Annotated in this window: 15 protein-coding genes; 7 read left to right on the top strand and 8 right to left on the bottom strand. The window is 56.4% G+C overall.

The genetic code is table 11. The annotated features are described in order from the left end of the window. Positions 1–189: 189 nt before the first annotated feature. From EIK79_RS12360 to EIK79_RS12345, 4 genes are all read right to left on the bottom strand, one after another. On the bottom strand, positions 190–1,713 hold the full coding sequence (locus EIK79_RS12360) for an aldehyde dehydrogenase family protein (RefSeq protein ID WP_124955420.1): 1,524 nt from the start codon (positions 1,711–1,713) through the stop codon (positions 190–192). A 316-nt stretch (positions 1,714–2,029) separates the two neighbouring features. After that, positions 2,030–2,998, bottom strand: coding sequence for an aldo/keto reductase (locus tag EIK79_RS12355; protein WP_124955419.1), 969 nt, complete (start codon positions 2,996–2,998; stop codon positions 2,030–2,032). 101 nt (positions 2,999–3,099) lie between these two features. Then, a complete protein-coding gene (locus tag EIK79_RS12350) occupies positions 3,100–4,143 on the bottom strand; it encodes a M48 family metallopeptidase (protein ID WP_124955418.1) in 1,044 nt (347 codons plus the stop codon). A gap of 70 nt (positions 4,144–4,213) precedes the next feature. Then, on the bottom strand, positions 4,214–6,109 hold the full coding sequence (locus EIK79_RS12345; RefSeq protein WP_124955417.1) for a polysaccharide deacetylase family protein: 1,896 nt from the start codon (positions 6,107–6,109) through the stop codon (positions 4,214–4,216). Positions 6,110–6,399: 290 nt separating this feature from the next. Between EIK79_RS12345 and EIK79_RS12340 the strand changes: the two genes are divergently transcribed. Together EIK79_RS12340 and EIK79_RS12335 are read left to right on the top strand one after the other, a co-directional pair. Beyond that, positions 6,400–6,759 (top strand): ArsR/SmtB family transcription factor, encoded by a 360-nt coding sequence (locus tag EIK79_RS12340; protein WP_124955585.1) that lies wholly within the window; start codon positions 6,400–6,402, stop codon positions 6,757–6,759. Next, positions 6,759–7,025: a DUF7521 family protein gene (locus EIK79_RS12335; protein WP_124955416.1), complete on the top strand. Its 267-nt coding sequence runs from the start codon at positions 6,759–6,761 to the stop codon at positions 7,023–7,025. The genes EIK79_RS12340 and EIK79_RS12335 overlap by 1 nt, the downstream gene beginning before the upstream one ends. A gap of 4 nt (positions 7,026–7,029) precedes the next feature. On the opposite strand, the gene EIK79_RS19035 is transcribed toward EIK79_RS12335, so the two are convergent. From EIK79_RS19035 to EIK79_RS12325, 3 genes are all read right to left on the bottom strand, one after another. Beyond that, positions 7,030–7,155 (bottom strand): hypothetical protein, encoded by a 126-nt coding sequence (locus EIK79_RS19035; protein WP_267900540.1) that lies wholly within the window; start codon positions 7,153–7,155, stop codon positions 7,030–7,032. A 60-nt stretch (positions 7,156–7,215) separates the two neighbouring features. Continuing rightward, positions 7,216–8,139, bottom strand: coding sequence for a sulfite exporter TauE/SafE family protein (locus EIK79_RS12330; RefSeq protein ID WP_124955415.1), 924 nt, complete (start codon positions 8,137–8,139; stop codon positions 7,216–7,218). 331 nt (positions 8,140–8,470) lie between these two features. Beyond that, a complete protein-coding gene (locus tag EIK79_RS12325) occupies positions 8,471–10,255 on the bottom strand; it encodes a carbamoyltransferase family protein (RefSeq protein ID WP_124955414.1) in 1,785 nt (594 codons plus the stop codon). 267 nt (positions 10,256–10,522) lie between these two features. Between EIK79_RS12325 and EIK79_RS12320 the strand changes: the two genes are divergently transcribed. The 4 genes from EIK79_RS12320 (at position 10,523) to EIK79_RS12305 (ending at position 20,640) form a co-directional block, all read left to right on the top strand. Beyond that, entirely contained in the window at positions 10,523–14,875 is a 4,353-nt protein-coding gene (locus EIK79_RS12320) for a bifunctional RecB family nuclease/DEAD/DEAH box helicase (protein WP_124955413.1), read from the top strand. A 137-nt stretch (positions 14,876–15,012) separates the two neighbouring features. Next, positions 15,013–16,341: a metallophosphoesterase family protein gene (locus tag EIK79_RS12315; protein ID WP_124955412.1), complete on the top strand. Its 1,329-nt coding sequence runs from the start codon at positions 15,013–15,015 to the stop codon at positions 16,339–16,341. Between the two features lie 35 nt (positions 16,342–16,376). Then, entirely contained in the window at positions 16,377–19,097 is a 2,721-nt protein-coding gene (locus EIK79_RS12310; RefSeq protein ID WP_124955411.1) for an AAA family ATPase, read from the top strand. A 208-nt stretch (positions 19,098–19,305) separates the two neighbouring features. Beyond that, entirely contained in the window at positions 19,306–20,640 is a 1,335-nt protein-coding gene (locus EIK79_RS12305; protein WP_124955410.1) for an MFS transporter, read from the top strand. 315 nt (positions 20,641–20,955) lie between these two features. Here EIK79_RS12305 and EIK79_RS12300 read toward each other — a convergent pair whose 3' ends face one another. Continuing rightward, entirely contained in the window at positions 20,956–21,684 is a 729-nt protein-coding gene (locus EIK79_RS12300) for a helix-turn-helix domain-containing protein (RefSeq protein ID WP_124955409.1), read from the bottom strand. 89 nt (positions 21,685–21,773) lie between these two features. On the opposite strand from EIK79_RS12300, the gene EIK79_RS12295 reads away from it, so the two are divergent. Next, positions 21,774–22,064: a hypothetical protein gene (locus EIK79_RS12295; protein ID WP_124955408.1), complete on the top strand. Its 291-nt coding sequence runs from the start codon at positions 21,774–21,776 to the stop codon at positions 22,062–22,064.

The raw sequence follows: 22,064 nt of genomic DNA, 5'->3' as shown, positions 1-22,064 counted from the left end.
ACACTGCTGCCGGTGAATGGATAATCGATCCCGGTTGGTTTGACACACTTGTTGGCCGGTCATCGCGGGATATTCGATCCACCGAGCGTATTTGCAGACACGTTGAAATTGAACGCAGAACCCTCATTTCATCAAACGATAAGAAGAGTACAATTGTCTCTCGATGGTGTGGCACCACCGGCCAGTAGATCAGTTGAGATCGAAGTTTATGGTTTTCGTTTGGGTGTAATGTTCGAGCGTTTCAGCAGCGGTTTCACGTCCGATCCCAGACTGTTTATAGCCACCAAACGGCTGGCCAGCTGGGAACTCGTTGTACGTGTTCACCCAGATATTTCCAGCCTCTATATCCCGTGCAGTGTTGTGGGCTTGCTGGAGATCTGCTGTGATGACACCAGCAGCAAGACCGTAATCGACATCATTGGCCCGTTCGATCATCTCATCGTACTCCGACCACTCGAAGACCGTTTCAACCGGACCAAAGATTTCCTCTTGAACTGCCCGGCTTTCGTGGGTGATGTCGGTGATGACTGTTGGCGCGACGAAGCAACCGTCCGAGAGTGCCTTTTCATCCGGTTTGCCACCACCAGTTACGATGTCTGCACCGGAGTCCCGTGCCTGCTCAATGTATTCAAGGGTACGCTGAACCTGTTCTTCAGTAACCTTCGGTCCGAGCGTTGTCTCTTCACAAAGAGGATCGCCCAAGGTGAGTGACGTTACTTCGTCGATAAACGCGTCGAGGAACTCGTCTCTAATATCCTCGTGAACAAAGAGACGCGTTCCTGCACAACAACACTCCCCCGTGTTGTGGAACATACCGACGCGTGCAACCTCAGCAGCCGTCTCGATATCCGCGTCCGGATACACGATTAGTGGACTTTTGCCGCCGAGTTCGAGTGTAATATCGGTGATCGAGTCCGCAGCGTTTTTCATCACGCTACGACCCACTTCAGTTGAGCCTGTAAAGGCTATTTTCCTAACACCATCGTGATTGGAAAGTGGTGCTCCCGCTTCCGGACCGTATCCTGTAACGACATTAATGACACCAGCTGGGAGGATATCATCGATCTCGCGCATCAATTCGAGAATCGACAGCGGAGTCTCCTCAGCAGGTTTCAAAATGATCGCATTGCCGGCCGCAAGTGCTGGGGCGAGCTTCCAGGCAGCCATCAACAGCGGGAAATTCCACGGAATGATCTGCCCAACAACACCGTACGGCTCCCGGAGCGTTTGTATATGATGATCAGGATCACTCTGAACTGTCCGTCCTTCTTCAACCCGGCACGCACCAGCGAAATACCGGAAGTGATCGATGACAAGATTGATGTCGAGACGCGCTTCCGAAATCGGTTTCCCGTTGTCGAGGGTTTCGATCGTCGCAAAGTCCTCGGCCCGAGATTCGATCCGGTCTGCGATCGTGTGGAGCAGTTCTTGTCTATCGGTCACCGAATAGTTCGACCACGTCTCGTCATAGGCTTCCCAAGCGGCATCGACTGCCCGATCGATATCCACTGGTCCCCCTGCTTGTACTTTTGTAAGAACATCGCCTGTTGTGGGATCGCGCGTGTCAAGCGTATCACCGGAGTGACTGTCTCTCCATTCACCACCGATGTAAAGCTGACCGGGGTCGGAGGGAACGAGTTCGTCAGCTGCTTCTTGGTGACGCTGTTTGATTACGCTCTTCGACTCGGGCGATCGTTGTGAATCGGTAGACATCAGGACATAGTGTATTATACAATACGTATTAATTGTTTTTATTATATATCATGATAGAATAATAGGGTATAGTAAAAATATAATTTAGTATAATCATGTGTTCTCGAATGCATATCTATAGTTGAAAATAATGTATCAAGAGCGAGCGGAAGTGGTTTCAGGTTGCGCACTGACTGAACCGTCGACGCCATCGTCATTGCCCTCGCACAGCGACAGTACTTTAGGCGTCTCGTTACGTCGCGTATCAATCGCTGCCCAGTAGTCACCGACACGCAACGGATGTCTGACCAAGCAGAGAGATTGTATGACCGTATGGCTATTCGTGACCGAGGACAGCTATCGGTTCGTACGGTTCTTCGAGGTATTCGACATCGCTGTCGGAGAGATCGATCTCGATCGCTTCAACCGCTTCCTCCAAGTGCTCGACGCTCGATGTTCCATAAATCGGCGCAGTCACACCATCTTTGTGAAGCAGCCACGCAAGGCTGATCTGGCTCATCGTGGCGTCCATTTCGTCGGCGATCTCTCGAACACGCTCATTGATCTCCCTGCTTTGTGGGGAATCGTACCGATCAGCAGTCATCTCACGCATTGCGTCGCTTTCTTCGTGTGGACGGGCGAGGTAGCCACCAGCGAGCGGACTCCACGGAATGACGCCAACGTTCTCTTGCTTGCAGTACGGCAGCATCTCGCGTTCTTCCTCGCGGTAGACGAGATTGTAGTGGTTTTGCATCGTCACGAAACGGTTGAGAGCCATCTGCTGGCTCCTGTGGAGTGCCGTTGCAAACTGGTGTGCCCACATCGAACTCGCACCGAGGTAACGGGCCTGATTGCGACGAACGGCATCATCGAGGGCCTTCATCGTTGTCTGGATCGGCGTGTCGTCATCCCAGCGGTGGATTTGGTAGAGGTCGACAGTGTCCATTCCAAGCCGGTCCAGGCTGTTTTCCAACTCCTGTTCAATGGTCTTCCGGGAGAGTCCGCCCGAATTCGGGTCATTCTCGCGCATTTGCCCCCAAACCTTCGTGGCGACCACCTGCTCGTCACGGTCGTATTCAGCGAGCGCCTCGCCAAGAATGCGTTCGGAGTCGCCGTAGGAGTAGACGTTTGCTGTATCGAAGAAGTTGATACCGAGCTCGATCGCGCGATCGATGACTTCCGTCGATTGCTCCTTTCCGACAGTCCAATCGAACATGTCGCCTTTCTCTGGATCACCAAAACTCATACAGCCAAGACAGATCTTGCTTACCGTCATCCCAGTGTTACCGAGTGTTGTATATTCCACTTGAAAAGATGGATCGACCAATGTAATAACTCCTTTCCTGGCTTATACCCACAGACATAGGTACGCAATGACAGCTTGTACCAATTGTCTGGTCAACGCGCTCAACAGTGTTTCAGACCGGTCTCCGATCCAGTTGTACCCGTCGTATGCTCTCGTTCGAGGGACTTGAGACAATCAATGCGTTCGTTGGTTGCCGGATGGGTAGCCAGTATCGGGCGGAAGTGCTGTTCGTTCAGCCGGCGACAGGCACGTCGGACAGGGAGCCGATAACTCCAGAAGATCGGCCAGCCATCCCTATAGGTGAGTTTCGGCCACGGCGTCTCCTGCTCGTCAGGAACGATCGACAACGAGACGAGCGCCGCCTCACGGGCATCTCGGTCGGGTGCTGAAGGAACGTCACTGTCAAGCGTTTCGAGGGCGCTTGCCAGCGCCGCAGGATCACCAACCAACGCGCTCGCGCCTCGGTCGGCTGCGAGCTCCCGCGAGCGAGACAGCGCGGCGACCAGCAGGCGACCGATCCCCCAGAAGGCATACGAGGCGAGCGCCACCGCGACCAAGGCGATGTGGACCCCGCCGCTGTGCTGGAGTGTCCGCCCGAGACTCCGTGCACTCGCCAGAGGGAACTCAGCCAGCGTCATTACGGTCGCGTCGCGGTTTTTGATATGTGCGATCTCGTGAGCGATGACGGCTTCCAACTCATTGGCATCAAGCACGTCAAGCAACCCCGTTGAAACGACGAGTTTGGTGTCGCTGGTCGAGAGACCAGTCGTCATCGCCAGCGGGCGCTCGCGATCGGTAACATGAACCGAGGGCACCGGGAGGTCAGCGGCCTGTGCGAGTCGCGTAACCGTCGCGTAGAGACCGGGATACGCCTCCGAGCCAACGGCCACAGCGTCGAACGTCTCGACGGCGTCTGTGCGCAGTGCTTGCCACAACATGACAACGCTACCGAGAAGCGTCACCACGCCACCGAGAGCGAACCGGAGTTCGAAGGGGACCCCGAGACTGAACAGTCTGCTGAGCCACTCCAGTCCCCACGCCAGTACGGCGGCGACGCCAGTGGCGAATGCGAGAGTGAGTGCTGCGAGCGCGAGCACGGTCACCGCCATCCGTCGACGAAGGTGTCTATCAAGGGACCAGTCCATATCTGAATACAGTAACAAGATAACATAAAACCTCACATCACGTTCGCGGCTTCAAACAGTAGATCGAGGGTTATGATTCGACGATCTCAAGCGTCCAGTTGCCGTCGGCTTCGATGTTGACCCAGACGACGCCACCGGCTTTGTACGACCGCGAGTTGTCGAACTCACCGGTCTTGTACACAAGTATCTCTCGGCTGCCATCCGCACCGTATCCGTCAACAATGAACTGCCCGTCGCCGTCGTGGGTTGTCTCAACCCTCACGTCACTCTCAGTCCACAGCGGTCCAACGAACGCCGATCCCGTTCCGGATGTCTGCACAGGGAGATCCGAGAGGTCGCCAGCGCGGACCGCCGGCTGGGTGAGTTCGATCGACCACGCGCCGTCGGCGTCGACCTCAAGCCTGTACGTTCCGCTCTCGACGGCCATGATCGACTCGCCAGTGGCGTTCCCGGCTGTCGTCAGAAGATTTTCATTCCGGCCGCTCCCATTGACATCAGTTACATCGACAGTGATCGTCGACCCCTTGTGAGAGACGTTTGCGACGAGAACGCCGTTGTCGAGGTCGAATGTCTGTGAATCGCTTGACCCGGATCCTTCGAGCGTGTGAGACTGTCCCGCTTCAAGAACGACGCCGCTCGGCCGTTTCCGGTTCGTCGTTTCCTTGTCGCCGTCGGCGCGCTCAAAGCGCTTGTCGACGAGATCGGAGGGCGTGATGACGTTGAGACCGCGTTGTTCGAAGTGATCGAGGAGCAGTCCGAAGTCGTCGAGCGATATCCGGTTCTCGTCGACGCCAACGTCATCCGCGTCGACGATCCGCGGAACGCGCACGACGGTCAGCTGGTTGTACTGGTCGGAGTGGTTAGCGTGGCGACGAACACCGGTGTGGAGCGCAGGCCCCCAGATGAACGGGATCATATGCATCTCGGTTGGCGGCACGCCGGTCGTCCCGGCACTGAACAGAAACGCCGACTCGTGAACGTCCCGGGCGATGTCGTAGGTCGCCGCGTCCATTCGGCCGTCTGGAACGAATAGATGCCGTGATCCATCCGTGAAGCCGGCGTCGACGAGCGCGTCCTGTGCCGTCTCAAGGATTTGTCGCTGCTGATCCGCCGACTGCTCCGGCAAGGGTGTCGACGGCTGTGGAAGCGAGCAGATGTCCCAACCACGGTCGCGGAGTTCGCGGAGTTCGTCACCGCCCATCCGCCCCTCACTGCCCATTTGATCGGGCGTGACCGGAACCGCTGCCGCCCAGTCGCGCTCAGCGAGCATCTCGGCCGCGATGTCGTAGTGGGACTGGTATCCGCCGTGGAACGACAGGATCGCCGCACCGTTGGCAGCCGACTGGGTTCGCCGGAGGTCGTCGACTAGTAATCTGGTCGATCCGCCGTCGGGTCCCTGCGCGACGACGTTGATGCCGGTAACGTTCGAAAGGTTGGGGTCGCCCCCTGGCTTCTGCTGAGAGCCACAATCCATCCGAAACCAGCCGTTGTACTCTTCTGGCACCGGGCGGACGCTGGCGAGTCGTCTGCTCCGCGTCGGCGCGAGGAACTCGACGACGATTCGATCAGCGGATTCCGGCTTGACCGCCAGCGAGACATCCCATTCTACGAGGTCGAGACTGTCGGAGAACTCAATCTTCGCACCGGCCTCCTCCCCGTCGCTCTGGATGACTGCGGCTTGCGATCCGATCCGCGCCTCGTTGGGGGCGGCCGTGATTTCACCGGATAGGGAGGACCATTTTCCGAGGTCTTCGAAGGTCGAGAGCGTTTCCCCTGCTTCGATCGCGGGCCAGCGTGCATTACTGTCGCTCGGCCCGCTCCCGCCGGAGTCGGTGCCAGCGGTCCCGTCAGTCCTCGTCGTTCCGAATTCGTCGGCCGTACAGCCAGCGAGAGTCGTCATAGCACCGAAAGCAGTCAGTAGTCGCCGTCGAGACAAGCCGTCGTCTGCGTTGTGTCTGTACACCATTAGAGATCAGTTACGATTCATGATGTCCCCCGATACGTAAACGAGTTCGACGATTTGCTGGCTTTGAAAATCAGAGCCGGAGCTTTCAGGTCGCCCCTCGTGAGTCGGGTGAACCTCACGAAGACATCACGGATTACTCGTTAGACCTATGGTGCGTGCGTAGAAATGCCCTGTCCCGCCCCGATATGTGACTAACGTGACACCGAAACGACTCACGTCAAGAGGCTTACGGTGATTCCCCAAACTAGCAAATCGTGGCCTATTTCCCGCTGAACGACCGGAACTATCGTGTGCAACACGGTGGCTCTTCGGATTCGGCGGAAATATTCCAGATCCTCGCGGACGAGTACGCGCGGAAAATACTTCTTGCCGCAGATCACGGGCCGAAGAACGCAAAGACACTCAGCGAGGAGTGTGACGCCTCCCTCACGACGATCTATCGGCGCGTATCGACGCTGCAAGACCACGGCCTCATTGAGGAACGCCGAACCGTCGATTCGGACGGTTCCCATCGAGGCGAATTCCAAACGGCGCTCACAGAGCTCCACGTCGACATCACCGACGGCCAACTCTCGCTGACGATAGAGACCCGCGACGAACTCGCCGACAACTTCACGGCTCTCTGGCGCGGGCTCCGGGGTGATGAGTGATGGACGCGTCGTTCTTGCTCGTTAAACTGATCACCTTCTTCCTGAGCCTCGTGGTCGCATACCTCGCGTACCACGGCTATCGCCGGAGTGGACAGAAACCAATGCTGTACGTCTCCGGCGGCTTCGTCTTCATCGGTGCTGGCGCAGTCTGTGAGGGACTCATCTACCACACGTTCGGAACGACAATCACGTCCGCCGCCTTCGTTCAAGCGGTCATCGTTTCGAGCGGGATGATGCTCGTTCTCCTATCGCTGACGAAACAATGACAACTCAGGCAGCGATCGCCGCGCCGTGACCGGTGGATTCCTGAACTTTCTCGCGGTGACGGTCGGCTCCGAACACGAAGCAGTACGACAGCACGGAGACCGTTACCGAACAGCTTGGACTGTCGCTCAAAAGCCGGGCGTGTCACGCAGCGCTAGCAGAAGCCACGCCCACCCGTAGCGTGGGCCGTTCTTAGAAGAACAGCGCCGGCACGGTGTTCCGGAAGATGTTGAGCGAGATGACAAAGAGGAGTCCGACGACGAACCAGTTGAACGTCCGCTCGTCGAACTCAAGGCGTCGGAGATACGTGCCCGAGAGCAGGCCAACGATCGTAACCACCGCGATCACCGAACCGAGCCACAACCGATACGTCGTCAGTAGGTCGGTGAACAGCGCCATCTGGACGATTCGCACTGTGAAAATTGTTCCGAGTACCATCGACAGCCCGCCGATGTATCGCTCGGTGTCTCGCTCGAACGTGTGGAAGTACGCTGGCAGCAGCGGCCCGAGGTTAGCAAGCGCGAGCAGAAAGCCTTGGGAGAAGCCAGCCGCGCCGAGAGCGAACGGGTGGTGGGCTTCTGTGACTGTGACGAAGTTCTGGACGGCCTGAAAGGTGACGTAGCCGAGGAGGACGAGACCGATAACGAAGGGGACGAGTGGTCCGGCGCTGAGCGCCGCCAGCGCTGCGACACCGGTGATGGTCCCGACGACCGCAAGCAGCAAAAGCGCCCACTCCTCGCGAACGAACGACCGCCCCGTTCCGGTTTCTGCGATCTGGAACATGTTGAGCATCCAGGGCGGAATCGCCAGAACAACAATGGCGGCGGTTGGATCGATCACCGACGCGAAGATCGGCGTCATGATAAGCGAGTAGCCGAAGCCAGTCATTCCCTTGACAACGCCGGCAACGATCGCCACCAGCACTAGTCCGGCAAGCAAGCCGATCGAGAGCTCGGACTGAACCCCCTGCCCGACATTCTCGACTCCCGGGAAGAACGCGATCGAGGCGACGAGAACGGCCAGTGCCGCACCGACCATCGTGACTTCGCGGTAGTTGAACTTGAGGAGGTTGGTGAGAAACTGTTCGACATCGACCGTGGATTCTGGTGTACTCATACTAGTTCGAATACAATTGAGACGACACGAAGTCGTGGGTTCTAGAATGTTTGTGGGTTAGACGTATTCCGCTGTGCGATACGGCGATACTCATCGCAGTTCGAGTCACTTGTAGCTCACCAAAGTGCCGTGTCAGCCCTGATAGAGCGCTCTCACGGGTAGTTTCGAGAAATTTATCTGTCGGAGATAGCAGTGATATTGTCCGAGTCTTTCGGTGACCAGCGACACCGCTTACCCCGAAAACGATTCAGGAAGATTGTACGTCTGAGTGCGACGACTTGCTCTATGTGTAGAATACTGCGGCCGCCGACTGGATTTCAGGGACGCCGCGCTACTTTGAGATCGGATTCAGCTCATCGCTCTCTTCGATCATCAGTTCCGAACCGTGATCTGTTTTCACCGTTCCCTTTTCGATCACGAAGTCCTCAAGAACGAGCACGTCGAGACCCATGCCGTAAAAGTCCTTGATCGCCTGCGTCGGCGTCCGGACGATCGGCTCAGCGTGGTCATTGAACGAGGTGTTGAGGAGAACCGGCACGCCGGTGAGAGCAGCGAACTCAGAGATGAGGCGATGGTAGCGCGGATGCTGGTCCTCACGGACGGTCTGTGGGCGTGTCGAGTCGTCAGCCGGATGCAAGACGGCCGCAAGGTCCTTGGTCTTCTCGGGTCGGACATCGTAGGCGTCGATCATGAACGGTGCGGGACCACCGTTGATCAGATACTCCTCGGCGGCCGACTCAAGCATCGATGGCGCGAACGGGCGCCACTCCTCGCGGTGTTTGACGAAGCGATTCACCCGATCACGAGACGCGGCGGTGCGGGGATCAGCGAGGATGCTTCTGGCCCCAAGCGCCCGCGGTCCGAGCTCCATCCGCCCCTGGAACCAGCCGACGAGGTTGCCGTCCGCGAGCCGTTCAGCAACGTACCGCTCAAGGTCGTCCGGTTCTGCGTACTCAAGCTTGTTCGTCTTGAGAGTCGACCGGATTTCCTCGGTGCCGTATTCGGGTCCAAGGTAGATATCGGTCTGGCGGTCAACAGCCGCCGGACGCTGCCGTGCCCAGCCCGCACCGAGTGCGAGGCCCGCGTCGTGGGCAACCGGCTGGACGAAGACATCGTCGATCAGCGGTGACTCACGAACGCGCTTGTTCAGTTTGCAGTTCAGCGCGACACCGCCTGCGATCGCGACGTTCGTTGTGCCAAGCGGATCAACGGCCGCCTCCGCGATGTTCACAACCGTCTCTTCGAGTAGTTTCTGGGCAACGTACGCGAGATCTTTCTCCCACTGATTGAACTCTCCGGGCGTCTCGTTTTGGGGTCGATCGAACGCTTCTTCGAGGGTTTCGACGCCGTGGTCGGTCCCCCAGCTTTTTGTCAACGCAGTAACATCGTAGTCAGCACCAACATCGATCAGGTCGCGCAGGACGTTCTCGATCTCCGGGTTATCCTCGCCGTAGGGAGCCAGCCCCATCACTTTCCCCTCACCGTTGAACATCCGATAGCCGAGGTACTCCGTGATAACCGCGAAGAAAAGCCCGAGGCTGTTTGGGTGTTCGTACGTGTGTACTCGCGTCAGGCCGTCGGCGTCGGCGCGCCAAACGACTGTTGAGTCGTACTCTCCTTTCGCGTCAATCGTAAGGACGACACCCTCATCAAAGCCCGACGGGTAGAACGCGCTCGCGGCATGGCAGCGGTGATGGGGGATCGTCTCGATCGGCGGGACCGGTGTGCCGATCGACTCAAGGCGATTCTCGATCTGCCGCGTCGGGACGAGCCGACTCCGGACGTGTGTGATGAGCGTTTCCTCCAGTGTGAAGAGTTTCCGCGCGACACCGGGCGCTTTGAGTGCGTCAGTGACGTAGTGAGAAACGATTTCGCCCCGGAGCCGCGGCTCATACGGGAGAAGAATACGATCAAGGTCCGGCAGCGTCAGCTCCCGGTAGTCAAGGCAGGCTTGAATCGCGCGTCTCGGGAAGGTGTCAGTCGCGTGTTTCTCCCGCGTGTATCGCTCTTCTTCGACACCGAAGACGGCACGCCCATCTTCAAAGAGTACGGCGCTTGGATCGTGTTGGCCGTACAGCCCGATCGCGGGTTTGAACGCGAGTAGATAGTCAGTCATGGCTGGTGAAAGTAATGTACCGTAATCTGAGACCTGGGACAGCAAAACGACGCTGCTGATTTTCTGAGTGAGCAAATCGTCGGTGTATAGCCGTGTAAGCCTCGTTCGACTGGACACTCGTGCAAGCGGACAATATATGACGTAGCTACAAGCCGCGTTGTCGAGGCGGAAAGCCCTCCCACTCGCCTTCAGCGGCTCCTTGAGAGAAGTAGTTCATCAAGTTATATTTGCGTTCGGCCTGAGGAGTAGAGACACGATGAAATACACATGAACCTTGATCGTCCATTCGTTGATCCATCTGCTATCGGTGAGTTCATCTCCTTGAATGGCTGTCCTCGCTATCACAAATTCCACTTCACAGACTACGAATCCGAGCGTCGTAACGAACGCGACTGGAAGGAGGCGTTTGAGCCGCTTTCGTTGTTATTCGCCAGGGATGGGGGTGCATTCGAGACAGCTGTCGGTGACGAACTGTCTCAGTTTGCGCACTCCGAAAGTAATTTCGAAGAGATCAACGACTGGAACGACTCCCAGTCCCGGCTTAGGAACGTCTTTGCCACTGTCGCAGACCGTCCACCCAGCGATCAGCCAACACTCCTTCTTCAGTCACGACTGGGGTTGCGTATCGAAGCGTGGCCTGTCGCGGGTGACGCTGATATTATCGCTGTCTGGCCGACAGCTGATGGGATTCGAATCCGTGTTCTCGATATCAAAGCGTCTCACGAAGAGAAAACGTACCAACAAATTCAAGTCGCAGTGTACACCACCCTCTTGCGGCAATTTCTCGATCAGCTTTCACCTGCCTATTCGTGGACTCTCGAAGGCGGTATCATCACCCGTGAAACGGACCTCACGAGTGGCGCACCCGAGGATCTTCCTGCCTTCGACGTGACGCCGCGAGAACTCGATGTGCGAAACCTCCTACAGGCAGATGGACGATTTGACGAGCTTCACCGACAAGAGCCAGAAACGGTACGATATCAACTTGGGTCGAAATGCGGGTCCTGTGTTTACAAAGAAGCATGCTACACAGACGCCGTAGAAGAACTCTCGACAGCCGCTCTCGGTATGTCGATCGGTGAGCAGAACCGCCTCGCGGAGTATGATCTCGAAACGATTCATGACCTTGCGGAACTGGCCTATCCGGAGGATGACCCGCGACCCTACGATTACGACACGGAGCTCATGGCTCGAAACGAGATATATAACGAGTTGCGGAATGATCCGGAACTCGGACCGGTGATTCACCAGTACGTCCAGCGAGCGCACGCCATGTTAGGAGAGATACACGATCACGGGACGAACACCTCATCTGGGAATGGGGCACCGCCGTATCTGCTGGGTAGCGGTGATGGCTCGCTGCCCGCGGATGATCCCCCTTACCAACCAGATGAACTTCCTGTCGCTCGGGGAGAGCTTATCCGTATCTACCTCAATGTTCAACATGACAATCGACGCGACCGGGTCGTCATGTGTGCCGCCTACGTGACGGCAACTAACAGCGACGAGGCGCGCCACGTCTCCGAGATCGCCCCTGATCTCTCGATGGAGACAGACGCGAGTCATATCGAGGAGCGAGCCGTGTTAGACGGCTTCTGGGAGCAACTGACCGCGACTATCCATGACATCGCTGACTCGCTCGGTCGAATGGAGCGTGTCCCCATCCACTTCTATATCTATACCAGCCACGAACGAACCGCTCTCATGGAGGCGGCAACGCGCCACGATACAACCGCTGGCACCGCACTGCAGGATCTGCTCAGCCTCCGAGACGCGACGGGCGATACTCATCCTGACCAAGCAATGGTCTCGATCGTTCAGGATGAGATCCGCTCTCGATTCGCCATGCCCATCCCGAATCTAGGGCTTCTGCCAGTCAAACAGTTATTCAGTCCACCCGCTGATCGAGTACCGAACTACGAGTGGGAATTCACCCGGAGTGACGGGACTCACATCGAGAACCTCCGAGATGCCTTTCGCTTCAAACTATTCGATTACACCGTCCGATACCGGACTGGCGAGTCTGGACTCCACCTTCATACTGATGAGGCGGCGGACGGCTGGTACCCATCGCGCCTTCGTGGCGGAGCTCAGATCCCGCTGGAGTACATCTGGGCCGCTCTCGGACAGCTCACAGAAAACTGGGTCAAAGATCTGATAGCGGATTATGACGTCTATCAGTCGCTCGATCCGTTCCTGTGGGTCGATCGGGACCAACAGACGACACGCATTGTTCCTGAAGACATTACAGCTCTTGGAGAGTATCTCGCTCAGTGTGTAGCACACATTGAGCGGGGAATTCGGTATCGGAACGATTCACTCACCAAACGGCCGCTTCGACGAGAGACACTGGAGACGTTCACAGTTGGCGAATCAGATCTGGCTGGTGCTCTTACAGATGTCCTCCATCTTGAGCATTACACTGCGCGGAATGAGACAGTAGACCATCTTTCACAGCCGATCCGTCAGCGTATCCAGTCTGGCGACGCGATACCCCTCGTTATCAGGGCGGCTGAACAACAAGACGACGGATCACTCCGGGTAGAGGGACGACTCCTCTACGACCAACTCTTCCCCGACGACCACGAGCGGATCGCAAACGCGTGTCGAAAGAAAGCAGCCGAAGGGTCGACGGGCGGATCGTGGATGGTTGTAAACGAACTCACACGCTCTGGAGAACCTGCCAGAAGTGCGCATCCGAACCATCTCGAACGCGGACCGGGCGTCACTATCGACGTACTCGATGTGGACAGCAATTACATCGAACTATCAGCAGTTCCTTCATTCACACAGGAGCACGAATTCACCCGCTATCATCGCTCCTGGGCAGTCGATGATACTGACGGTGACAATAACACACTCGTCTTCGATCAGCAGACGATTCTCATTTTGGATCCGCAGACTGATGACTTGCTCTCCCAGCGCGCGTTCAACGTCTTGGAGACGGCAGGGGATCAACACCCACTTCTCGGGCGGCTCGAGGCCTTGGCAACAGGACAGATAACCGACTCGATTTCGAACACGGATTTCCGTGCCGAGGTCGAGGCGTTCACCGCGTGGTGTAAAACCAACCTTGGCCCAAAGACGCTGCCAAGCCCGCGACAACGTGCATTCATTCATGAAACACGCGCGCAGTTTTCGCTCTTGCAAGGCCCGCCAGGAACTGGCAAAACCGGAGGTTCCCTTGCCCTCGCTGTCGTCGCCCGTCTCTACGCCTGGGCACAGCGCGATCATCCACTTGTCGGTGCGATCTCTGGCGAGTCGAACAAAGCTGTTGATGAAGTCCTTGCGGATGTTGCTGACACCGTTCAGGCGTTCGTCGAGCACCCAGACACCGATACCACCCCGTATGAGAATGTCGAACTCGTTCGTCTAACAAACGAACCGCCAGAAGATCCCCACCCTTATATCACCTATCTCAACTACCACGAGAAAAGCGACGCACGAGAGATGGTCGTGCAACGACTTCGTCGGTACGCCGAGCCAGTCAAGCAAACCCGCGTGTCGGAGACGCCACAACCGCAACCGCACACGCTGGTGTTTGCGACACCTGCACGCCTGTATAAGCTCATCGACATGCTTGCCGATGCTAGCAGCGCTGAAGAGCGCGTTGCACAGGGCGAAACGTACTTTGATCTGCTGGCGATCGACGAAGCGAGTATGATGCGCCTACCATCGTTCGCCCTCTGTAGCGCATGGCTGCATGAGTCATCACAGGTGCTTATCGCTGGGGATCACCGACAGATGGCACCAGTCCGCCAACACGAGTGGGATCATGAGGACCGCCGCCCGATCCAGGAGTACGCCCCGCACCTCTCGACGCTCGATTGGTTTCGAGCACTTCGAGGGGACGATGTTGCAGAACTCGACGAAACGTACGGGACCGAACTCACGGGAACCGCGACGATCCCTCTCACACAACTTGCTGAAACCCACCGCTGTCATGAGGCGGTGACGGCGTTCCTCGCTAACAACGTTTATGCGAAGGATGGTATCCCGTACACCTCAAACCAAACAAAGACCCTTGGCACGCCGAACCCCGTGACGGAGGGGTTGGCCGCAATGCTCCAACCAGACGCTCCATTTGTCCTAGTTGTTCACAATGATGATACAAGTCGGCAATCGAATCCCGTGGAGGCAGCGATCGCGGCGGCTGTCTCACAACATGTTGGAGACGGGGACGCGACCGGAATTGTGACACCGCACAACGCACAACGAGGACTTATCCAAGCACGTCTCGATGGAGGGTTTGATGTGGACACTGTCGAACGGTATCAGGGAGGACAACGGGAGTGTATCCTCGTCTCAGCCACAGCATCGGAGCCGGGGTTTCTCCAGACCGAGGACGAATTCATCCTTAATCCAAACCGATTGACTGTTGCTATGTCGCGGATGCAGCACAAACTCATCGTTGTTGCCAGCGAAGAGGTGTTTCGACTGATTCCACAAGAGGCAGATGTCTATGATCAGGCAGATCTCTGGAAGCGACTGTTCACTCACATGGACGCCCTTACCACCGTCCCAGCCTGGGAAGGAACTGTCACAGAATTGGTGCCGACTGATCTCGATATCGGATTTGCATTCGATGATGCATCACTTCAGGTGTACCACCCAGAATGAGTTCTCACCTGATTAGTCGTGTTCTAGAGCCATGATGTGCGAGCAAAATAAATGCATAGAGAAGAAACACTACTAGTATGATAGAATCGAGACTGATTCACATCTATCATGAGCTCCGGGGAGGTCTCTAATCCGCCATGTCCACATTCATCCACACAGCAGATACACATCTCGGATACACCCAATACAACCGACCAGAACGACAAGCGGACTATCTCGACGCGTTCCAGCAGGTCGTCGACGCTGCGATCGAGAACGATGTCGCAGGCGTTATCCACGCAGGCGATCTCTTTAATACGAGTCGTCCGGGGACGGCTGCGATTCGAGGGGCAGTACAGCAACTAAATCGGCTCGGAGACGCCGACATTCCTTTTCTCGCAGTCGTTGGGAACCATGATGGGACTCAGGACACGGACTGGATACAGATCTTCTCAGACATGGATCTCGCAGTTCGTCTCGGAGATGATCCTGTCGTGATCAACGACATCGCCTTTTACGGTCAACACTACGTTGCAGCAGCCAGACGGGACCACCTCGACTACACATTCACTCCTCACGACGCCTCGCATGCAGTCTTGGTCGCGCATGGTCTTTTCGACCAGTTGTCTTCCCACGGAGAGTGGAACGTTGGTGATATCATCGCGCAAAGCCCTGTCAAATTCGATGCAGCGCTGCTTGGGGATGATCACACACCGAAGGTCCGCCGGTGGACCGACGAGGAGATCGTCCTCACGTACGCCGGATCAACCGAGCGGACGGCCGTTACCCAACGAGATGACCGCGTCTACAACGTTGTGACTGTACAGCACGAGCAGTCTGGCCATACCGCCTTCGGTATCGAACAGACGCCGCTAACGACACGTCCCCACATCTATATTGAAACGACACTCGAACCGGGGCAAGGTGCTGAACGTATCAAAACGGAACTCGACGAGCACGACGTGACCGACGCTGTTGTTGCCACCATCATCGAGGGTGATGATTCGGAGGATATCTCTCCGGCAGCCATCGAACAGTACGCGCGTGACCACGGAGCACTCGTGGCCCGGACGAGTGATCGCCGCAAACTGAAGGATCTTGATGTCGACTACGATGTCTCGTTCGTTGATCCGGACGCAGCAGTGCGGGAACAGCTCGCTGACATGGAACTGAGCGCTGCTGTCGCTGAAGTGGAAGAGATGGTCCGGGATACTGCGGGACCGGAAGCCCCAGCAAAGACGAACTTAGACGCCCTCACGAAGTCGACTTTCCGTGACCGAATCGATCATGAACCTGAGGCGTTCGAGCGGACGGCTGAGATTGAGTCACCCGATGCTGCTACTGGGCTTGTTCCCGAAGAGAGCGACACTACCAGCGAGACAGAGCGTAACGGAGCGACGACCGACAGCGAGCAATCAACCGTGCAACAGACGTTCAAAGCAATCGAGGACACAGAAACAGAAGCGCAATCTGACATGACCGACTGATACCTACCACATACACCCGCAGCTACCAAAAAGATATGATATTCACACGACTTCGGCTGAAGAACTGGAAGTGTTACGAGGAAGAGGACTTGTCGTTCGATACGGGCATCACGGTTGTTCACGGCGTGAATGGTGCCGGAAAATCAACACTGCTTGAGGCTTGCTACTTCGCGTTGTATGGTACTGACGCGTTTCAAACCGGCAAGAGCCGCGAGGATGCTATCACAACGGGGATGACTGAACTAGAGGTAGAACTCTGGTTCATCCACAATGAGACTGAATACCGTATCTACCGCCGCATCAGCGATCCGCCATCGTCTGAGTACGTCTATTCTGATGTCGAGTTCGAGACACCATCTGACATTTACGAGAAAGAGAGTGAAGTCCAACAGAAGATTCAGCGGATCATGCGAATGGACGCAGAGGCGTTTCTCAACTGCTCATACGTTCGTCAGGGAGACATCACGCGGCTGATCCACGCATCGCCAGCAGACCGACAGAACATCATCGACCGACTTCTCCAACTCGGGAAGCTCAAGACCTACCGGGAACGGATGGAACACGCGCTTCGAGGGGCACGGAATGCTCGTGATGAGAAACAAACCGAACTCCAGACCGTCGAAGAGCGCATCGAACATCTTGAAGAGCAAGATCTCGAAGCCGAGCTTGCACGGGTGAACAAGCGACTTGAATCAGTCTCTACAGCTATCGAAGATCTTGATGACGATCTCACTACTGCTAAAGACCAGCATGATGATGCACACCAACAACTTGAGGCATTTGACCAGAAACGATCCGAATTGCAAGAGGTCTCCGAAAAACTGAGGACAGCACAGGATACCCTTGATGAGGCTACGGAGATTGTGTCACAACGACAGAACCAGCTTAACGAGGCCGCCACTGAACTGGAAGCACGTCGGGCAGCGGTGGCCAACAGTCTTGCAGCTGTAGATGTATCTATCGGTGACACCTTCGACGATCTCATCGATCCAGAGACGATCGATCGATCAAGGCTCAATACCGCCCTCAATGAGCGTGAAACAGAACGAACAGAGATCCGTGAGACGATAACCCAACTCGAAGCAACGATTGAGAGGATGCAGTACGACGCTGAATCGTTTGCCGACCGAGCAGATGAGCTTCAAGCGCAAGCCTCCGACGCGGAGGCGCGTGCAGAATCAGCTGCTACTCGTGCTGAGAAGCGGCGGACCGAGGACCTCGCGGAGAAAAAAGCGCGAAAAACCAAGCTGCAGGAGGCCATTGAGACGACGAAAGCTCAGTTTGATGCGGCTCCCGATGCCGTCGAATTCGGAGACGCAGACGCATACGCCGAGCGTATTGAGACTGAACTTTCGAATGCAACTCAGGAACAGACTCGACTCACGGGTAACATCAACGCTCTCGAAGAGCAGATCAGCCACGCTGAGTCACTCATCGATGAGGGACGCTGTCCCGAATGCGGCCAAGCCGTCGATGCAGCACCCGCTGTGACTCAACTCGACGACAAGCGGGAGAAAAAGGCAACACTAGAAAGTGAACTCGCTGCGCTAGAAGAGCGTATTGCGGCACTGACTGCTAAAGAGGACACTGCGGAAGCACTCCAACAGGCTGAGAGTGATGTGGCCCAGTACACCCGTGAACAGCAGACCGTTACCCACCGGATTGCTGAGATACAAGATGGTATCGACCGGCTTACACAAGAGGCCCAAGAGAAACAGGACCTCGCAACACGGAAGTCTGTCGCTGCGGAGCAGTGGACAGCTCGTGCCGACCGACTTACCGCTGAGCGGACAGCGTTAGAAAACACACTTACAGCAGTCAGAGATGAACTGGCAACGGTAGAAGAAGAGCAGGAACGGCTTCAGCAACTCGACGACGCGTTAGACGCCTACGTTGCTGCCCACGAGCAACGAGAGACGAAAGCGGAACTCCTCGCCAGTGCGCAGGAAACGAAAGATACCCGCGCGTCGCGTGTGACGCGTCTCTCTGAGCGCCGAGCAGAACTTACGGCAACGATCGATGAAGAACGTATCGAGCTACTCGAAGAGCAAGCCGCGGACGCCAACGAGACGATCAAGCAGTTGAAAGCTGAACGGGCGGAGAAAGCTGACGAGCGGGACAGCTTGACTGCCCACCGAGGCCAGATACAAGGAAAGCTCGATGATTTAGATACTGAACGTTCGCGCGCTGCGGAGCTTCGACGGCAGCAGACGACACTCGCTGACGCCGTCGCACAACTCGAAGCCGTGAATCAGATGTATAGTGGGTTGCGCGAGACGCTTCGTGCGGCAAACGTCTCATATCTCGAACAGCTGTTGAACAGTATCTTCGGGCTTATCTACGAAAACGACGCATACGCTTACATCGAACTCGATCGCGCCTATGAGATTACCGTCCATGAGAAGAGCGGTGAGACCCTCGATCCGGACGAACTCTCAGGGGGTGAACAAGCACTGTTTAATCTCGCACTCCGGTGTGCGATCTACCAGCTTCTCGCTGAAGGTATCGATGGCAAAGCGCCGTTGCCGCCGCTCATTCTTGATGAGCCGACAGTCCATCTCGATGAGACACACGTCGGTCGACTCAATGAGCTCGTCGAACGGATGCGACAGTTGGGCGTTGATCAGACAATCGTGGTTACCCACTCGCGAGAAGTCGTTGATTCAGCTGATGAACGAATCGCTGTGTCACAGGATCCCAGCACGAATCGATCGCGTGCTGAGGTAGAGAGTGCTGACCTGCTTGCTGGGATCTAATACCGATCTCGATCACAATCACGAACACTCGATCTCGAAATCTGGGTGTCCTCTCATTGGGCACGTAAGAGAACGAGACCGACCGTCTGCGCCGGTGTGAACCCGCCAGCGAATGCGTACTCATCGGCAGCGAAACGAGATAAACAGTAATAGCGAATGCTTCACATGAAGTAAAATGTATTCATCCCCAGTCACTAATCACTGATAGATGACTACAGAGCGCGAGTCCGTTGGAATTCTTGATCCATTTCGTCAGCTTTTCGCGCTCGAACGCGACGTACTCGTCCTCTCTGTGGCGATGTTCGCGTTCAGTCTCGGTTTTCAGATGACTAATCGGTTCCTTCCGGAGTACATGGTGACGCTCGGTGCGTCGGGGTTCGTGGTCGGACTGTTCGGGACGTTCAGTAACATCATTTCGGCTCTCTATCCGTATCCGGGTGGGGCGGTCTCCGATCGGATCGGCTCACGGTATGCCCTCACCGTGTTCGGATTGGTCTCGACGATCGGATTCGCTGTCTGGCTGGTCGCCCCGAACATCGGCGCGTTCACGATCGCAGGGGTATCCATCGAGCCGTGGCTGTGGATCTTCGTCGGTCTGATTCTCGCACAAGCGTGGAAGTCGTTCGGTCTCGGCGCGACCTTCGCTGTTGTCAAGCAAGCGACCGATCCCTCACGGCTCGCAGCTGGCTTCGCCAGCACTGAGACGTTTCGCCGGACTGCCTTCCTCATCGGTCCGGTGGCTGCTGCCGTCCTTATCGGGTTCCACCCGGCGTTCACGGTGAGCTTCCAGTATGTTCTCGTGGTGGCGGTCGGATTCGGACTCGTCGGCACGGTTGTTCAGCACTACCTGTATGATCCTAGTGCCGATGATATCGGCAGCACCTTCGCGGGAATCGAGCAGGTCAGGCAGGATCTCCGAGAGATGCCCGATCCACTCCGTCCGCTGTTGCTCGGTGATACGATCGTCCGCTTCGCAAACGGCATGGTGTATGTCTTCTTCGTGCTGGTGGTCACGCAGATTCTACAGGTCGGCGTCGAGACGACCGTGTCGATCGCGGGGTATTCGTACGCAGTCGATCTTTCGCCAGCTGCCTTCTTCGGCTATCTGCTCGGGGTTGAGATGTTGATCGCGTTGCTCATCATGGCTCCCGCGGCCAAGGCTGCCGAATACATCGGCCTGAAACCGATCGTTGGGCTTGGATTTGCGGTGTACGCAATCTTCCCGATTCTCCTCATCAACACGCCGGCCAACGCGACCGCGCTGGTTCTCGTCTTCGCGTTTTCCGGACTGCGGTTTGCTGGCTTGCCGTCGCACAAGGCGTTAATCGTTGGTCCTGCTGAACAGGGTGCCGGCGGACGCGTGACCGGTACCTACTATCTGATCCGAAATACACTCGTCATCCCGAGTGCCGCTGTCGGTGGCTATCTCTGGGAATTCGTCAGCCCCGAAGTGGCCTTTACGGTCGCTGCTGTTCTCGGGGGTCTCGGTGCCGGATACTTCCTAGCCTTCGGTAAAGAGTTCGAAGCCTACCAGAGGCGGTGATTAGGACGCAGGTCACTCACACCCGATTGAGATTGAACTACCATCAATACTGTGAATGGCCGGATATCTGTCCATACGGCATTCTGTACGCGGTTGCAGTTCGCGCTCTTCACACCAACGCCCGACACGGAGATCGGCTAACTGTGCCTCGGTGTCTGGCACCCTTACTGGATCGGGAATCCTGTTATCATGACAGCCGAACGATCGGCATGAGCATACCGCTTGTGAGTCACACGCTCATTCAGTCCCGTCCGAAACTTCCTGTTTTTCCGTTGATTCGAATGGCGAAGAATCAAAGCTGAGGGACCAACGGGATCACGAGTCGCTCATCGGCCGGCTCCGCTCTACGTCTAATGGGTCTGCTGGCGATGTCGCGGTGACCAATCGTAAGAGCTGACCCGCGTTCGTGAGGAGTTTGTTCTCGGCCTTCCGAAGGTGTTCTTCGTACGTCGAGCGTGCGACGGCAGTTTGTTCGGCCAGTTCACGACGTGATGTCTTCCGGGGCTGTTCGTAGTAACCTCGCTCCAGTGCCAGTCGAAGTGCTGCTAACTGCCGCTCAGTGACATCTTCGAACAGTTGATCAACTGGGGCAAGCATACTGTGAGGAATCTGTTGTTCTGCGATCGCCGTTTTCGAAAGCACCTCGATATCACGGTACGCCTCCAAATCCTGTAGCAGGGTGCGGACATCGCTCTCGTCGAATGCGATTACGGTGTAGTGCTCCCAGCCTTGGCGGTGAACTGTCGGCGGTTGGTACAGGCAGTTGTGCTTTTCAAACCGATCGATGATGGAATCCTCTAACGAGCAGAGACAGGACTGTGTGACAACGTGGAGACCAGAGTCGTCAACTGACTTATGGAGAACGGTTCCCATCTGATCGATCTCGTCGAGTAGCTCGTCGGCTGGTGATTCTGGGGATGTGATCTCAATTACTTGGCAGTCACTCAGATACCACTCGCGGATTGTGAGATCTGGATGGCGTTCTGAGATTTCTCGATACGGACACTCGTGTTTGACGCGGAACGACGCCTCGTACAGACTCATAGCGGACTATTCGATCTGATATAAATTAACAGTGCCGGTCATGTCCGGCATTACCTATATTCTAATACTGCTCATATAAGTGAATACAAATGGCGGAGGAAAATCCCAATGAACGCAGTAATCGGTTCCAAGACGGCGAAGACGCAAACGTCGGGCAGGACGCTACGACGCTCTGTGTGGGCCTTCAGCGGCAACTCGACCGACCGGACGACGCGCTCGCCCTGCTGGCGCACGGTACTAGTTCATCGGGATCACCGGTGACTTCGAGCGAAATCAGTCACCGAACCTCGGATACGTCAAGCGAACGAGTATGGGACAAGAATCTGTCCCACCAACGAGCTGGAACTGGGCCTGAACAACGGCGCAGCAGAATGATCTAG

Origin of the sequence: Halocatena pleomorpha (genome assembly GCF_003862495.1) — an archaeon.
Taxonomy (GTDB): Archaea; Halobacteriota; Halobacteria; order Halobacteriales; family Haloarculaceae; genus Halocatena; species Halocatena pleomorpha.
Note: the sequence above shows the minus strand (reverse complement) of the source record. Positions and strands in the feature narration are given on the sequence as shown.

Coding starts and splice junctions, on each gene's coding strand:
- EIK79_RS12360 (WP_124955420.1), bottom strand. CDS start 1,713: ATGTCTACCGATTCACAACGATCGCCCGAGTCGAAGAGCGTAATCAAA.
- EIK79_RS12350 (WP_124955418.1), bottom strand. CDS start 4,143: ATGGACTGGTCCCTTGATAGACACCTTCGTCGACGGATGGCGGTGACC.
- EIK79_RS12345 (WP_124955417.1), bottom strand. CDS start 6,109: ATGGTGTACAGACACAACGCAGACGACGGCTTGTCTCGACGGCGACTA.
- EIK79_RS12335 (WP_124955416.1), top strand. CDS start 6,759: ATGGACGCGTCGTTCTTGCTCGTTAAACTGATCACCTTCTTCCTGAGC.
- EIK79_RS12330 (WP_124955415.1), bottom strand. CDS start 8,139: ATGAGTACACCAGAATCCACGGTCGATGTCGAACAGTTTCTCACCAAC.
- EIK79_RS12325 (WP_124955414.1), bottom strand. CDS start 10,255: ATGACTGACTATCTACTCGCGTTCAAACCCGCGATCGGGCTGTACGGC.
- EIK79_RS12320 (WP_124955413.1), top strand. CDS start 10,523: ATGAACCTTGATCGTCCATTCGTTGATCCATCTGCTATCGGTGAGTTC.
- EIK79_RS12315 (WP_124955412.1), top strand. CDS start 15,013: ATGTCCACATTCATCCACACAGCAGATACACATCTCGGATACACCCAA.
- EIK79_RS12310 (WP_124955411.1), top strand. CDS start 16,377: ATGATATTCACACGACTTCGGCTGAAGAACTGGAAGTGTTACGAGGAA.
- EIK79_RS12305 (WP_124955410.1), top strand. CDS start 19,306: ATGACTACAGAGCGCGAGTCCGTTGGAATTCTTGATCCATTTCGTCAG.
- EIK79_RS12300 (WP_124955409.1), bottom strand. CDS start 21,684: ATGAGTCTGTACGAGGCGTCGTTCCGCGTCAAACACGAGTGTCCGTAT.
- EIK79_RS12295 (WP_124955408.1), top strand. CDS start 21,774: ATGGCGGAGGAAAATCCCAATGAACGCAGTAATCGGTTCCAAGACGGC.